Here is a 14,081-nt window from a genome sequence, read left to right as displayed (position 1 = left end):
ATACGTTAATTAATCCTTTAGAGACCCAGGCTATGTCGAACCTTTTGCAACAGTACGCGCAGCAAGAACGGCAAATGCAGCAAATCGCTGAGCAGTTAGAGAAAATGAAATCTGATCCCCGTCTAAAAGCGGAGATTGAGTTCAAGAATCAACTCGAAGCGTTGATGAAAGAGTACGATAAGAGTTCCAGTGATGTTCTGGGGATTTTGGATCCAGCCAGTGTATCACCAGCTTCTCAGCCGACCGCACAGCGCCGCAAGCGCAAGCTGAAAATCTATGAGAATCCCAACACCGGGGAGGTTGTCGAGACCCGTGGTGGTAACCAGAAGACCCTCAAGGCCTGGAAGGACGAGCATGGTGACGAAACCGTCGAGTCCTGGCTGGTCCGCACCGAGGACTGATTTTGCACGGCGATAGGTGCCGAAGCTCGATCAAGAAGCCCCATATACCCTCATGAACTGAACCTCAGTAGTTGGACGTTTCATTCAGCCGGCGCTCAAGGCCTGAGTCCTGTACTGTACGGGGCTCAGGCCTTTTAGTTTCTGCTTGGTCCGGTGAGGGTTGTAATAGTGAATGTAGTCGGCAATGCCTTGCTGCAACATCTCAACGGTGTCGAACCGATTCAGATAGGAGTACTCCGCCTTCAGGGTGCCGAAGAATCTCTTTATCGCAGCATTATCTAAGCAGTTGCGCTTGCCCGAAAGGCTACGGAGTATCCGATTCTCCACCACCAGACGGCGATAGCTGGGATGTTGATAATGCCATCCTTGGACGCCCTTCTAAATGTTAAGTGGCGATTAGTGCCTGATGGATCTCCCGAAAGCGGTTGCGCAGCACACAGTACAGCTCCCGAGCGAAGGACGCACCTAACGGGCGGTCAGCTAGGCACGATCACTCACCGTGAGCGAAAAAAGTCCGTGGGGTAGGGAGAATCCACGGCTCTATACACTTTGGAACTCCCAGTGAGGCTCGATGGCCCGTTTTTACCCCTCACCAACCGGGGGCGTTGCGTACACAACATTGCCTCAGGTCTCATCTGCGCATAAAGGTACGCCGTGGTATCTGGCAGCGGAAAAGAGGGTCATGGGGTAAGAGAATCCACTTGTCGAGATCATAGCTATCGAGGCCGTTTGGATGAGCCGTTGTTCCTAGCTGACTGTCGCCAGGGCTCTACCGGTGAGAGATTGTGCCGTGTAGGGCGCTGCCGAGGCCGTATTGGTGAGCTATTGTGCCTAGCTGACTCTTCCAGGGCTCTACCGGTGAGTGATCGTACCGAGTAGGGCGCTGCCGAGGCCGTTGTGGTGAGCCATCGTGCCTAGCTAAGGGACGCCCATGCCTCCTCTACCGGTGAGTGATCGTGCCGAGTAGGGCGCTGCCGAGGCCGTAGTGGCGAGCCATTGTGCCTAGCTGACTCTTGCCAGGACTCTCCCGTGAGTGATCGTGCCGAGTAGGGCGCTGCCGAGGCCGTTGTGGTGAGCCACCGTGCCTAGCTGAGGGACGCCCATGCCTCCTCTACCGGTGAGTGATCGTGCCGAGTAGGGCGCTGCCGAGGCCGTAGTGGTGAACCATCGTGCCTAGCTGAGGGACCCCACGTACCGAGTAGGGCGCTGCCGAGGTTATTGTGGTGAGTTATTATGCCTAGCTGACGGCACCCCAAGCCTCATCTGCTAGCCGAACGTGCCAGTAGTAGGGTCACGGAAGAAAGAACTGGGCACAGTCACTCACCACTAGCGGCGCCATGTGAGGGCGCTGACAGCCGACAAGATCACTCGTAGTGTAGACGCTGCACTTACCCCGGGGCTGTCTCTTTCCGCCTAGGCAGCCCTGGCCTATGCAAGCCCAGCTCGGCCCCTCCCATCCTTGTGTGGCACTGGTTTTGCCATCCATGCGCACATCCCCCATCTCTCCTGAACCTCATCCGCGATCTCGACGCCCCCATCAACCGAGCATTTCACTGACGCGCCTCAAGTCCACCATTCGCTAATCGAGAAAAGTTTGATTAGTCTGTAGTGTGAAAGTATGTATCTGCCTGATGCTGTCGCGTCTCTAAATGGCGACACCTCAGGCCTCCATGGAAGGGAGGCGCAGCTCGCGTCAGGGTTCCCTAGCGGTAGCGTGCCTGTTCACATTAAGGGGAAGCGTTCAAGCCCGGCGTATCATATGAATGGCTCTTAACGACCCCAAAGCGGACGTGTCGGCAAGGGTGCAAGGTGCGCTTATCGGTGTTGAATGAAGTCAGGTGTCGCGCATATTGCTTGAACTCAGGAAAAAGAGTTAAAGAATAATTTATATTTGCCGATAGTTAGACACGACACGAAAGCCCTAAACGTCAGCGTCATAATTATTTCAGCGCTATACTATAATCGCATGTGCGGCCTATCCAGGCTTATGATTTATAGAATAGCCTTCTATATTGGATAAGACGGCAATACAGTGGGGTGTCTCTCCGCAGGCTAAGAGACTTATCTGCGGAGAAAATTTAAAAATATCGCCTCGAAAAGTGGTGATGAGACTCTTTAAGGGAAAGTAAGCATGGATCTCCAAGGGCATCTACTTTACATCGATATTACCCAGGTCTGCGGTGTGGGCTGCGCATTCTGCATGTATGCTGACAAGCATAAGGCGGGCGAGAGCATGACACTGTCGACGCTAGCACAGGAAAACTTGTCTGCCCTGATCAATGGGTCCGATGTGAAGCGGATCTCTGTTAGTGGGGAAGGCGAGCCGCTCAATAACGTAAAGGTATTTCACGAAATTCTCAGGCTTTCTAGTGGTGGGAACAGCTTCGAATTTATTACTAGTGGATTCCTCCCTCATGACAAGATGGCCGAGTTCTACAAAACAACAAACCAGATCGTGCTTGATAACGGGGACACTTGCAATATTCGCCTGAGCACAGATAGCCATCACATCAAGCAAGTGAAATGGCGGGCTCACGGATTCAGCTTAAATTTCCTGCGAGAATTTCGCCCAGCTGGGCTGAGCTTTTCGTTCCGCTCCATCGATACTGACCGTGATTTTACACGGAATTACTTAGCCTCCGAGCTGGCAAGTTGGGGAATACTCGCCATCATAGAGCCGCGGGATACCCTTGAGGATATATTAATAGTTGGTGAAGACAGCTTTAGAATTGATTACAAGAACCTTGTACACCCTGCACCGAGTACGCCTGATGGATACTTGGATCTGTATGACTATATCGAGGCCACCGAGAACAAGGTCAACAAACGATTCACCTTTGGCAGCTTGAATAAGCCGCCGCTAGCTAACGGAATGGATTTAACAATAAAGCCCAACGGAGATGTCTACCTGTACGGGGTTGAGAACCAGCGACTGGGAAATATTCACTTCGATACCGTTCGTTGGAAATACTTAGCCTCCCATGTAAGGGAAACGCCGTTGGTGAGAGCGCTTTATAGTCAGCCGTTGACCGACCTGCTGGCTCTGATCGACAACGTGGAACTCGTACAGTCTATCGTGGCGAAGGCAAACAACCCCTATTGGCTAGTCAAAGAACTGGCGATTCACGACGGCCTGCTTGAGAAATTGGTGCCCGCATGATTGATTCTCATAGCCACACTTTTTATTCGAAGCATGCGACCGGTTCTGTCGACGAACTAGTTCGCGCGTCAATAGCTGCGGGTGTGAAGGTTTTAACCATTACCGATCACGCGCCTTTCGCTGTGGACTCGGACAACCGCCTTTTGGAGGCTGAACTCGACTACTACTTCGCCGATATTGATCGAGCGCAGCAGGAATATCAAGGGCAGATCAAAATACTGCGAGGTTTGGAGTTCGATTATATGCCGGGTTCCGAATCCTACAATCATGACCTTATGGCTCGCTACGAGTTGGACTTCGCCATCGGCTCAATCCATTACGTCGAGGTGCCCGGCAATAGAATGGTGAAGGTATGGGAGCTACCACGCCTGGCTGGACAAGCGTTCCTTGATCGTTACTTCGCGAATCTAGAGGCACTGCTGGAAAGTGGCTTGTTCGATGCTGTGGGTCACGCAGACACCTTGCTGCGTGGCGTTTCCGAAGAAGTAGTCTTGCGTCGTCTTGAGCCGTTACTTCCGCTCTTCGCCCGCAATGGCATCGCTTATGAGTTGAATGCTTCGGGCATTCGCAAATCGAGCCTGGATCTTGAGTCGGGGCACGAGATACATGGGGTGTGGTCCTATCCGTCTCGCGCACTGTTGCCGCAATTGATTACACACAACGCAGCTTTCACCGTTGGCTCTGATGCTCACGACCCTTGTGATGCTGGCGCAGGAATCAGGGATATGCTCAATGCTCTGCTACCTCTTGGCTTGCAGAGTATCAGCTACTTTGAATGCCGCCGCAGAATAGACGTGCCCTTGGACGAGCCGGCCGCTCTGGCGGTAGGTCAAAGCAACCAAAAAATTATTCTACAGTGAACATCGAAATGTCTGACAACTTGCTCGCGACCCACTGGAGTGAAACCGCAGCAGCACCGGCCGATGTCCAGTTGGCCGGGTTTCACCAAGCTCGGATGCAGACTCGTCCCGAGGACGTGAAGCTGGGTTTACGAGCATTCGCAGCCGACCTGCTCAAGCGCGACCTGATAAACATGCCCGAGTATGTCTCTATTTTCGGTGGGAGCGCCTTGAACTATCTGTCGCCTGACGGTTTGGGCTCGTTCCGGAATATGGGCAGTGACTCCGACGCCTCGGCCTTGGTAGCAACCTATAGCCGCGCTAAGTATGGGAGCATGAGGGATATACGCTACTTGGCATGGTTGCTGATAGAGCATATATGCGCACAACTTGACGCGCCTGAATCGCATTGGGCGCGACTGTTCCACACCGCAAAGGCCTGCAATGATAATGTGGTGATGATGACTACCGGCTGGCGCAATGTGCCATCCACGGCGAACGTCCTTTATGGCATCGTGGTAGAGGAGGTCAATCTCAAGCTTGCGCATATGGAGTTGCCTACGATTATTAATGTCAAGTTGCCGCGGATTGCGCCACCATGCGAGAACTACGCCAGCCTGAGTGCCGAGGAGCGCGAGCGCGTCAACCTAGTTCAGGATCATGTCATCCCCGCTGAGAACTTCTACCGCTGGAGCGGTGTGCATGTGATCTTTGGCGACGATGTGCTGGTGACCGGATCGACCGCTGACAAGGTGCTGTACGAGTCCATGCTTAACGGTGCCAAGTCGTTCCAAGCAATCTACCCAGTAGCGATTGATCCGAGGGTAGCGCTTGTTGATGCTACCATCGAGGAGCGCCTAAATACGATGGTCATTAAGAACCGGCTCGATGGTAACTTGGCCGCGCTTTTGTCCGAGGCGGATTACCAGCCGATCCTGCGGACGCTGCGTCTGGTATTTTCCGAAGTCAACAGGAAGGAGTTCGAAGCGTTCCTGCCTAGGGTGCCCATTATGAATTGGCTGAACCTGTACAAGTCCGCTTTGGGTAACGATTTCCTGAGACAGGCGGAGTGTGCGCCGTCGCTGGCAATACTCAAAAGGCACCTCTCAGACGCTGGCCTATTAACCCCAGATGGAATGGCGGTCCAGTGTTGAACCGCTGTAAAGGGAATAAAGTACGCTATGTGAGCTTTTGGGAGACGGCTCCGGGGCAGTCGATGCCACCCTATATAGCTTTGGCACTTGTTTCGATCAAGAGGGCCCTGGGCGACAATTTTCTTTTGTTGACGCCTCAAACAGTACCGGAATACATCGACTCGAATATCTTAGGCAAGGATTGGGGGTTCGAGCCCCTAGCCTTCACACTGGCAGAGGGCATCGAGGCGATAATTGCCAAGAGTGACTTCATTCGCATGGCTTTTGTCCACAGGCATGGTGGCGTTTGGGTAGACGCTGATACTGTTTTCTTTCGTGATCCGACGAGCTTGCTTTTTCCAACAGGGCTCAGTAGCAAACTGCATTGGTTGAGTGAATGTATGTTCGCTTCGCGGGCGGGCAACCCCTTGCTTGCCAAGGCTCTGGCCGCCGGGTTGGCTGGTGGGCCGCACTCTTGGGGAAACCCGGGAGGGATCAAAGAGATTGTGGCTCAAAGTGGCGAGGAATTGGTGCCGATCTCGCCAGCAATCGTCGACCCCGGCTACCGCCCACTCTACAACTTCAGCAGTTGTGATGTGATGCGTCGGTTGGATTTAGACCCCGCCGATTTTCTGGTAACTGATGTGGCCATGATCAAGCTTTACAACACGTACTTTACACGTACGACCAGCCGTGTCGTACCTGTTGCGGAGTTTCTTTCCGAAGGTACCTTGCTAGCCAAGCTGTTCCTCCACATCGAGCCAGAACTCTCTTATTGGCTTGACGAGACCGACCGACTAATCAAGTGGTTTGGACAATGATGGCCAAGGCAAGTTTCGTAAGGCCTTAACACTCCGTTGGAGCCACTGCGCTTGCGCGGAGGTGAACACGGCAGCTTGATACGTCGGCTAGATCCATGGGGCCAGCAATCACCTCATGTATGGTCGGAGTTTGTCTATGAGGGGAGGCATGGGCGATATATAGCCATGCCGGTATTATTTTTTCCACGTGGTCGAACTCCAACCCAATTCTTACTAGGTCAAAAACCTCGGTTGTTCGGCCACTCTGTGTCCAAGCGAGTGGGGCAGTTCGGTGATCAGGCTTGTTTACGATCAGGGGGCGGTCAAGTTCCAGATTGACAGTTCCGGGATGACAGCCTTTGACTTCAGGAAAATTCAGGCTAATAAGGGGGAGCTGACGGGCCAGAGTCCTGGAGGCCACCCCCAAGCCAGGAACGATTCGCGCTTGAAACGAAAGCAATTCGTCAGAGTCGATATCGGTCGCCAACAGACTGTCTAAGCTCGCAATTATCTCCTCGACTTGAAATTCGTTCATTTCCTTCATTCCTGTACGGTGATACCGATGTACGTCTTGTTGACTGTAGACCACTGAGGTTCTTGGCGAGGGCGGTGGCAGCCACGGATTGTGTTCAGTTCCCATGGCTGGGTAAATGGCTACTAGCCTTGTTTCCAAACCGACCGCCATGTGTACGATGGCGGTATCAACACTGACCACCGCCTGCGCACAGCTTATGTATCCAGCAGCTTCTCCAGGGGTTGTCAAACTTTTAAGGGCTTTGACATTTTTGCGTTTGACTTCAGCCTCTAGGTACTGCGCGTCTGTGCGGGAAGAGGGGCTGTACATTATCCCGACCGATTTCTCTGGATAGGCGTCAGCCATGACGCGTAATAACAACACCGCTTTGGTAAAATCTAAGCTCTTGTCGGGACGGCTCGCATAGGGGTTTACAAGTATTTGCGGGGCATCAAAGGCGCAGTAAATCTGTGAAGGCCGGGGGACGATGTATTTCCGCTCGACTTCACTTACGCCTAGGTCCATGAGCACTCGCTCGAAACGTTCGGGGACACTGAGGCCAGCCGTTGCGGCACCGAACTTACGGTTGACACACCGCAAGCCGTCATCGAATGAATAGACCCGTGCCGGTCTCAGAAAACGTAGAAATAGAATCTCTGCTGGCTGGATCCTTCCGACCAGATGGACTACGACATCCACACGGCCAAGTTGTCGCACGACCTTGAAGAGCTGTGCGGTGCCGGGATTCGCATCAGTTACTATGACCCGGTCAACTCCAAAGTCCTGCAAATGTAGTGCCGCAAGCTCCGGCACCGTCAGTACAGTCACCCGCGCATTCAGCTTGCGCGCCTCCCGAAAGAAGAAGGATGAAACGATCGCATCACCCAGCTTGGCGTCCCACCTGGGAACCACGATGTGCAAGGGACCACTCGAAGCCGCAGATACTTGATGTCTATCCGCTAGGCAGCGAATCAAAAAGCGCGCGATTACCTTCCAAGTTTTTTGTAGATTTAACATACTGGTTTAGCACACATAAAATAACCGACTGTAATATTCATGATGGTTGCTCATTAGGTGCAAGCATAGCTCTGCACATCCCCGAAGCCAATGTCTATTATGCCTCTCTATCGTGGATGGTGCTCGATTCAGGCCCAAGGATGTGCACTTCTGACTTCAAATATGGCTCTTCGCCGTTGGGCGTGGAATTCTCCTAGCTAGGCTATGGCCTCCACGATGACTATAGACATGACAAGGCCGCCATCAAGACGTTCATCGCCTTCCTAGCGGAGCATGGAGGCAACCCGGACAACACGTGGAGGTAGTCTGGGAGATGTCTCAGGCTTTCCTGAGCAGGGGTTGCGAATAGCTTTCCCAACGCCCACGTGACGTTCGACTGGTTCCACATTGTGTAGATCTTCACCAATGCGCTTGACGAGGTCTGAAAGAAAGAGCGCCTTGAGAAAGGTTGAGCGACCATGCCTAGTCGGACGGCACATCCCGCAAAGTTGTGAGCGATCATGCCTAGTTGGACGGCAAATCCCGCAAAGTGGTGAGCGGTCATGCCTAGTCAGACGGCAAAATCCCGCAAAGTGATGAGCGACCATGCCTAGTCGTACGGCATATCCCGCAAAGTGGTGAGCGATCATATCTAGTTGGACGGCACATCCGCAAAGTGGTGAGCGTGCATGCCTAGTCGAGCGGGGGCTCTCCGGTAATTGGTGAGCGACCGTGCCTAGTCGAACAGTAAAGTCCGAAAGTGGTGAGCGATCCATGCCTAGTCGAACACGGTTCCTCAGCAACCCCGCTCCAACCAGGCTGGGATTTTGAACATCGGGCAGCGGGGTAGGGAGAATCCGTAGCCCAGTCCTGGAGGTCTCCCCTGAGTGGCATGTTGGCCTGCCTCCCGCCTCACCAGCCGGGTGCATTGCCCACACCGCATCGGCACCAGGTCCCGCCTGTACGTGAAGCTACTCGGTGGCATTCTGCGGACTGGAAGCCGTAATTTGAGCAGTTGGGTAAGATAACCTTGGGGTAGATATAGCTGGGCACGATCTCTCACAGATCCTGCTGCGCCGGTTGCGCTGCTCTTACTACATGAGCCCTGCCTGGTGCGATGCTTACAGCACATCCACTGCCTGGTCACCATCTGAGCCTTGGTAATAAGAAGGAAAGGGTCTTAAAAGCGTTGAACTTTGCACAATCATTACCCGGAGAGAGAAAGGAGACAGTGGGGTAAGGAGAATGCACTGCTCAAGATCAGAGCTGTTGAGGCCGTTGTGGTGAGCCATGGTGTATAGTCAGGGCTGTACCGGTGAGTGTTTGCGTCGAGTAGGGTGCTGACTAAGCCGTTGCGGTGAGTGATTGTGCCGAGTAGGGCGCTGCCGAAGCCGTTGTGGTGAGTCATTGTGCCTAGCTGGCAGCTACCCAGGCCTCATCTGCTAATCGATCGTGCTAGGAGTAGGGGTCTGATGAATGAACTGGGCACAATGACTCAACATTAGCCGGCGTCATGTGAGGACGCTGACAGCCGACAAGCTCTCTTGTGGTGCGGGCCGTACTCAAGGACAGTCCCTTCCGGCGAGGTAGCCCTAGTCAATACTATCTTAGCTCGATACCGCCCATCCTCGTCTTGTGTTGGCTCGCTTTCCATCCCCAAATCCCTCCATCAATTCAGCCGCCAGCCCAGCGGCCTCATCAACAGCGCATTTCACGGACACGTATCAAGACCACCATTCGCTTATCGAAGAAAATTTGATTAATCTGTAGTGTGAAAGTATGTATCTACCTGATGCTATCGTGACTCTGAATGGCGTCAACTCAGGCCGCCATGGAAGGGAGCCGCAGCTCGCGTCAGGGTTCCCTAGCAGTAGCGTGCCTGATCACATTAAGGGGAAGCGTTCTAAACCGGCGTATCATATGAATGGCCCTTAACGACCCAAAGCGGACTTGCCGGCAGATGCAGCGAGCACGTTCATTGGATACGCAGTATGCACAATGACTGGTGTTATGCTGCCGAGCTATACTTAATTCCTAGTATTTTCAATAGGATTAGATATGTTCGATTGCGAAGCATAACATTGTTAAACGTGCATGCGCGTTCAAATGGAAGATTAAGCATGCTACATAATACAACTCTTATGAATAAAGGAGGAGTCTCATTTGGCTGACATGACAAATTCCGCACATAGAATTCTTACAGTCGTGCAAAAAGCTTCGAGCCAGCCGGATGATAAATCCACGGCAGAGGTGTGGGCATCATTATTGGGCCTGGATGAAACAACTGCTAAATCAGATCCGCATCCAATCTATGCTCAACTACAGCTTGTGCGAGAGGAGGTGGACAGTATTTACCGGTTAATGTCTACCGTCGAAATTCCTGCTGATTTGTACGGGCCATACCTAGAGCGAGTTTCGAAAACAGTTTCGGTCACCAATCTTGCCGCGCCTTGGAAGAACTACAAAAAACACCTTCAGCCTGATGTGGTGCTTTGTCTGAAATATTGTGCTGCGCTACTTCCCGAGGAAGAGCCAATTGATCATGAAGAGTTGCAGAACATCCTTGATCGGGTTCAGGAGCTGAGGCAGGAAATAGAAAACAGTTCATTGTCTGGCCATGTGTATGATTTCCTCACCGGACAACTGGATATTATCGAAAAATCTATCAAGCAGTATCCAGTTAAGGGTGCGGAGTCAATCCGAAAGGCATTCTCTGAGGGATTTGCGGATTTGGCGACTCGCGCAGACGACCTGAGAAATGAGGATGATCGGGAAGAAGCTGCAAAGGTGGCGGGATTGTGGGCCTCGTTGAAGCGAGCAGGAAATGCAGTGGTTGATGCTGATCGCATTGCAACTGCTTATGTGAACCTAATTGAAAAGGGGCAGACTGCTGCCGACGCTGTCACTGGCCTACTTCAAAATCCATAACAAATGGCTGTTGTCGGATGCACCTACGCTGGCGCTCTGGTACGCGGCAAAGTCAAAGCGTTAGCGTGAATTGCAACGCTCGTTCCAAGGTGAAAGGAGATACCAATAGCATGGCAAATCTTTTATTTAATCTAAAAATATTTGATCTCGAGTACAGGCTCTCTAAATTGGTCGCCTACAACGAGACTTTCGAAGAGCAACTGACTTACGTAACAGACCAAACATTGTTGCGTGCCAAGGCAAAACTTTCTGCTAGCGGAGTCGATAAGAATAGCCATGAATTCGATCAGCATATAGAGCACTTGGAACAGGAAACCAAAGAAGAATTCCCCCAGCTTCTGAGATCGCAGGTTTTAACCGCAACATGGTCGCTCATTGAAAACTCAGTAAAAACCGGTGCTGACATTCTCGCGGAGCGGAAGAGTCTTAACCTGAGGTTATCCGATTTGAGAGGGCGTTCGCCTGAGGATCAATGGAAAAAATATTTTAACTATGTCTTAGAGGCACCATTTGATTTAGAAAATAAAACATGGAAACGCATATCCGATCTTCGCGAGATAAGGAACTTCAAGGCGCATGGTGGATTTTCCGGGCAGCCAACGGCACAACAAGAAAAGCGATTTCAAGAAATCGCCAATCGAAATGATGGAGTCGTTTTTTTTGGAGGCGATCTCTTCTTTCAGAGAGCATATGTTGATGCCGCGCTAGATTTGGCTGAGAGTGTCATTTCGAACGTGTCGGCATTGGTGGTCTCTGTTACCGGCGGAGACGCTAAAAAGTAAATGCAGCCGACGGCTAGCGCGGCGGCTGATTTTGGCTTTAAATGGACACAATCACATGAATAAGCCACACCAGCGCATCGGGTCTATATCAAACGCCCACGTGGGAAAAGATTTTGAGGCTCTCGCCCTAGGTGTGTTTGCAGCGAAAGGCATTGAGAGCGACCTTAAGCTTCCCGTTGGTGTATCCGAAAACAAGAAGTTGCACGCTTTCGATCTGGGCTGTAAACAGCAGAAAACCATCGTCGAATGTAAGTGTCACAAGTGGACTGCACCGAACGACAACGTTCCGAGTGCAAAGCTCACTGTGTGGAATGAGGCAATGTACTACTTCTTGGTCGCGCCCAGAGGATACAGGAAGATCCTGTTTGTTCTTAGAGATGTAAGTGAAAGACGGCGAGAAACTTTGGCTGAATACTACGTCCGAACCTACGGACACCTGATCCCAGAAGACGTAGAAATATGGGAGGTTGACGAGGACAGCCGAGAAGTTGTCCAGCAAACATTTAACAAGGCCATGCAACCGACAAGCGTGTGATGGCGGCGTTATATGAATATCTTCTGATTGTCCGCTTCTGGGCGATAGGAGAATTTTAGTTAATCTTTATGAGTTCTCTTAATTAGAAAATATTGCATTTGGCCATGGCTAAATATAGCTGCCAATATCCTCTTCACCATAAAGTCAGGGGGTTAACATCGGTGAATTTTGAAACTGGAATCGGTAAGGCTATTGCTCTTTACCCTGAAACTTGGGAAGAAGCTGTTGCTGTCATGTCTCGCTTGCCACAGTATATTTTTCGAGGTCAAGCATCTTCCTCATGGGGTTTGAGTACTAACCTTGAGCGGGCCTGCCTAAGAAATGATTTTCCCACACACTTCTTAGATAATAGAGAGAAAGTTATACTTAATGAGTTCCAGCGAAGGGCGCATCTTTATATTGAAAACCCACCGCCGCTAGGTAATAAGCTTGAATGGTATTCTTTGCTCCAGCATTATGGTGGCCCTACCAGGCTACTTGATTTTACAAGTTCGTACTATGTAGCAGCATTTTTTGCCATGGAAATGGCTGAGGATGACGCGGCGATATGGGCGTTAAACGTGGATTGCCTATATGAGCATGTTGACAAACCTTTGGGTTACAATGAAACTATTTATGAGCTTCACAAGAGAAGTCGTGATGTTGTTGAAAGAAATCTCTCTCATCAGCACTCAAGAAAGCTAGTTATGGCGGTTGAGCCGGAGAGGCTCAATGAAAGAATATCAATTCAGCAAGGTGTTTTTGTTCTGCCCGGGGATTTGGATTTCTCTTTTGAGGATAACCTTCTTACTACACTAGGAATGGTTAGAGATGATTACGATAATTTAAATAAAGAGCCTCCTTGGGTTGCTGGTGACTTTCGAGGCGTGGAATGCTTTGAGCATGGGCTTGTAAAAATTATTTTGCCATTGCATATGCATAACTCAGCACTGCTTGAGCTTGGAAGAATGAACATAAATGCTGCATCATTGTTTCCCGGTCTTGAAGGGTATGCTCGCTCTTTAAATGGCTTTTTACGAGATGTGGTTTGATGAGGTGAGTCGTAAACTTCTCCGAGGTGAGAGGTTTGAAAAAACGTTGGCGATAACTTGTCACACGCCATTATTGAGCAGACTTGGAATGGTCTTCGACGTTTAATGCCTGTCCCAAAGTTGAGCGCTACATTAAGATTTACTGAATGTCACCTTGTGGCCGTTTGGAGCATATTTTCCAGATGATGTTAGAAGTTTAGGAAGGTTATTTAAATTATCCTTTATAAAGGAGGTGGCATGAGTGAGCTGAACGTTATCTTAGAAGAAATCTACGATCAGGCAAAAATAGGGCGCTGGCAAAAAGTTTTATCCGAATGGAAGGACTTCCCGGTTATCGCGAAACGATGTAGCCGCTATGAAAAGGAAACATCTGGATGGTCTTTTTTACATCAAGCAGCTTATTTCGGAAATGTCCAGGCTTGCAGAGAATTGATTCGACTGGGTGCTTCAGCTAACAAGCCATCTCGTGACGGGAAAACTGCTGTGGATGTGGCTGTGGAAAAGGGGTTTGTCGAATTGGCTGCTCTCTTGCAGAGTTCATTACACGATGAGGGGTCGCTGTGGGCTAATTCCACTGATTCCGACTTAGGACCAAGCAGTGACCGATGGGAGGAAGCCATAGAGCATTGTGCAAGGGAAGCAATGCTTGTGGCTTATGCTGGAGGGGTGGTAAAGATCCCACCTGGTGCACGATATTTTTCAGATTCGTTTGATCGCGTATTAATAGGTTGGCATGGTACTTATGATCCGCCTTGCGGAATGGACGGATGTTCAATGTTATAATTTTATTTACTGAAGCGTTCCTAGCAGGGTGCTGCATAGGCCACTATCCCCCTATTGCTTATTACCGTCTCTGGCTTAGTGACATATGTGAGTCGGCTGAAGGGCTGCCCTTGGCCGCCGGACCTGTTGCAAATTTCAGCATTTGGCTGGCCGTCCGTGTCCGGAACTGCAAGGTGCCT

Annotated in this window: 11 protein-coding genes and 1 pseudogene; 10 read left to right on the top strand and 2 right to left on the bottom strand. The window is 50.9% G+C overall.

From position 1 onward, the window contains the following. The first annotated feature begins 32 nt into the window (after nt 1-32). On the top strand, nt 33-401 hold the full coding sequence (locus HNO52_RS18110) for a histone-like nucleoid-structuring protein, MvaT/MvaU family (protein ID WP_197566608.1): 369 nt from the start codon (nt 33-35) through the stop codon (nt 399-401). 84 nt (nt 402-485) lie between these two features. On the opposite strand, the pseudogene HNO52_RS18105 reads toward HNO52_RS18110, so the two are convergent. Beyond that, a pseudogene (locus HNO52_RS18105) lies at nt 486-770 on the bottom strand (IS3 family transposase); the annotation flags it as partial. Nucleotides 771-2,532: 1,762 nt separating this feature from the next. On the opposite strand from HNO52_RS18105, the gene HNO52_RS18100 reads away from it, so the two are divergent. The 4 genes from HNO52_RS18100 (at nt 2,533) to HNO52_RS18085 (ending at nt 6,354) form a co-directional block, all read left to right on the top strand. Further along, the gene (locus HNO52_RS18100; protein WP_197566606.1) at nt 2,533-3,561 is read left to right on the top strand and encodes a radical SAM family protein; all 1,029 of its coding nucleotides are present in this window, start codon (nt 2,533-2,535) and stop codon (nt 3,559-3,561) included. Further along, the gene (locus HNO52_RS18095; RefSeq protein WP_197566605.1) at nt 3,558-4,421 is read left to right on the top strand and encodes a histidinol-phosphatase; all 864 of its coding nucleotides are present in this window, start codon (nt 3,558-3,560) and stop codon (nt 4,419-4,421) included. The genes HNO52_RS18100 and HNO52_RS18095 overlap by 4 nt, the downstream gene beginning before the upstream one ends. A gap of 8 nt (nt 4,422-4,429) precedes the next feature. After that, nucleotides 4,430-5,554, top strand: a complete 1,125-nt coding sequence (locus HNO52_RS18090) for a hypothetical protein (RefSeq protein WP_197566604.1) — start codon at nt 4,430-4,432, stop codon at nt 5,552-5,554. A 62-nt stretch (nt 5,555-5,616) separates the two neighbouring features. Next, the gene (locus HNO52_RS18085) at nt 5,617-6,354 is read left to right on the top strand and encodes a capsular polysaccharide synthesis protein (protein WP_197566603.1); all 738 of its coding nucleotides are present in this window, start codon (nt 5,617-5,619) and stop codon (nt 6,352-6,354) included. Nucleotides 6,355-6,379: 25 nt separating this feature from the next. On the opposite strand, the gene HNO52_RS18080 is transcribed toward HNO52_RS18085, so the two are convergent. Continuing rightward, complete coding sequence (locus HNO52_RS18080) at nt 6,380-7,759, bottom strand: glycosyltransferase family 9 protein (RefSeq protein ID WP_232090832.1); 1,380 nt, start codon at nt 7,757-7,759, stop codon at nt 6,380-6,382. 2,247 nt (nt 7,760-10,006) lie between these two features. Between HNO52_RS18080 and HNO52_RS18075 the strand changes: the two genes are divergently transcribed. From HNO52_RS18075 to HNO52_RS18055, 5 genes are all read left to right on the top strand, one after another. Further along, nucleotides 10,007-10,771, top strand: coding sequence for a hypothetical protein (locus tag HNO52_RS18075; protein WP_197566601.1), 765 nt, complete (start codon nt 10,007-10,009; stop codon nt 10,769-10,771). 110 nt (nt 10,772-10,881) lie between these two features. After that, nucleotides 10,882-11,553, top strand: a complete 672-nt coding sequence (locus HNO52_RS18070; protein WP_197566600.1) for a hypothetical protein — start codon at nt 10,882-10,884, stop codon at nt 11,551-11,553. 55 nt (nt 11,554-11,608) lie between these two features. After that, the gene (locus HNO52_RS18065) at nt 11,609-12,088 is read left to right on the top strand and encodes a hypothetical protein (protein WP_197566599.1); all 480 of its coding nucleotides are present in this window, start codon (nt 11,609-11,611) and stop codon (nt 12,086-12,088) included. A gap of 161 nt (nt 12,089-12,249) precedes the next feature. Next, entirely contained in the window at nt 12,250-13,119 is an 870-nt protein-coding gene (locus HNO52_RS18060) for an FRG domain-containing protein (protein WP_197566598.1), read from the top strand. Nucleotides 13,120-13,356: 237 nt separating this feature from the next. After that, on the top strand, nt 13,357-13,902 hold the full coding sequence (locus HNO52_RS18055; protein WP_197566597.1) for an ankyrin repeat domain-containing protein: 546 nt from the start codon (nt 13,357-13,359) through the stop codon (nt 13,900-13,902). Nucleotides 13,903-14,081: the final 179 nt, after the last annotated feature.

This window comes from Halomonas sp. MCCC 1A13316, from assembly GCF_014931605.1.
Classification (GTDB): domain Bacteria; phylum Pseudomonadota; class Gammaproteobacteria; order Pseudomonadales; family Halomonadaceae; genus Halomonas.
This window is presented reverse-complemented; position numbering and strand designations above follow the sequence as displayed.